Genomic DNA, 1,331 nt, shown 5'->3' with positions numbered 1-1,331 from the left:
TGGCCGCCCCGCATCGAGTTGGTCGAGCAGTGGCCGATGAGGATCCGCCAGTGTGTGTTTGAACCGTCCCGGCGTGTCCGGAGAGCTGATTCATTGGAAGGATCACTCTCATGGCACGACCCAGCAAGTACCCGACCGAGTTGCGTGAGCGCGCGGTGCGCATGGTGATTGAGTCCCGGGAGAACCACCCGCATGAGGCTGCGGCAATCAGGTCCGTTGCCGCGAAGCTCGGGATCACCTCGACCGAGTCGGTTCGCAAGTGGCTAAGGCAGGCCGAGATCGACGGCGGTGTCCGGCCGGGCAAGACCAGCGAGGAGATCGCTGAGATCAAGGCGTTGAAGAAGGAGAACGCCGAGCTGCGGCGGGCAAACGAGATTCTGAAGACCGCCTCGGCTTTCTTTGCGGCGGAGCTCGACCGCCCCAACAGGTACTGATCGACTACATCGACGAACACCGCGAGGAGTTCGGGGTCGAGCCGATCTGTCGCGTGCTGCGCGAGCACGGGATCCAGATCGCCCCGTCCACCTACTACGAAGCCCGCAGCCGCCGGCCCTCGAAACGGCACGTGCGTGATGCGGAGCTGGTCGCGCTGATCGAGGCCGAGCGCAGGAGGCAGAAGCTGATCGCGAGGTTCGGGGCACGCAAGATGTGGCTGCACCTGCGCGGTAAGGGTCACGACGTCGCGCGCTGCACGATCGAGCGGCTCTACCGCGAGCACGGCTGGGTGGGTGCGCTGAGGCTGAAGAAGGTCCGGACCACCATCGGCGACCCAGCGGCTGAGCGGCCGAGCGATCTGGTCGACCGGCAGTTCTGGGCCAGCCGCCCGAATCAGCTGTGGGTAGCCGACTTTACCTACGTGGCGACCTGGTCCGGCACCGTCTATGTCGCCTTCATCTTCGACGTGTTCAGCCGGCGCATCGTGGGCTGGCGGGCGGCGACGAAAATGACGACGGACCTGGTCCTGGACACGTTAGAGCATGCGATCTGGACCCGCCGCCAGGCCGGCGTCGACGACCTGTCCGGACTTATCCATCACACCGATGCCGGGTCGCAGTACGTCAGTTTCGCCTTCACCCAGCGGCTGGTCGACGAGGGCGTCGACCCGTCGGTGGGCTCGGTTGGCGATGCTTACGACAACGCGTTGGCCGAGTCCCAAATCGGCCTCTACAAGGCCGAGCTGATCCGGCCCGAAGGCCCCTGGCGCGGGGTCGAGCACGTCGAGATCGAGACCCTCAACTGGGTCGACTTCTTCAACCACGAGCGACCCCACGAGGCATTGGACGATCTCACCCCGATCGCCGCCGAAGAACTCCATTACGCTGCAAGGAACG

General features: G+C 65.1%; 1 protein-coding gene and 1 other annotated feature. The gene reads left to right on the top strand.

The window, feature by feature from the left end; all coding sequences use genetic code 11:
• Positions 1–110: 110 nt before the first annotated feature.
• A protein-coding gene (locus D9V41_RS16035; RefSeq protein WP_121795600.1) for an IS3 family transposase occupies positions 111–1,331 on the top strand; the annotation gives its coding sequence in 2 pieces (ribosomal slippage) (positions 111–393 and positions 393–1,331; 1,222 coding nt annotated over the 2 pieces). This gene is flagged as partial in the annotation.
• Positions 392–520 (top strand) — a sequence feature (AL1L pseudoknot). It overlaps the preceding gene by 129 nt.

The organism is Aeromicrobium phragmitis, from assembly GCF_003674095.1.
In the GTDB taxonomy this organism is placed as follows: Bacteria; Actinomycetota; Actinomycetes; order Propionibacteriales; family Nocardioidaceae; genus Aeromicrobium; species Aeromicrobium phragmitis.
The sequence above is the reverse complement of the archived record's forward strand: the minus strand, read 5'-3'. Positions and strand labels throughout refer to the sequence as shown.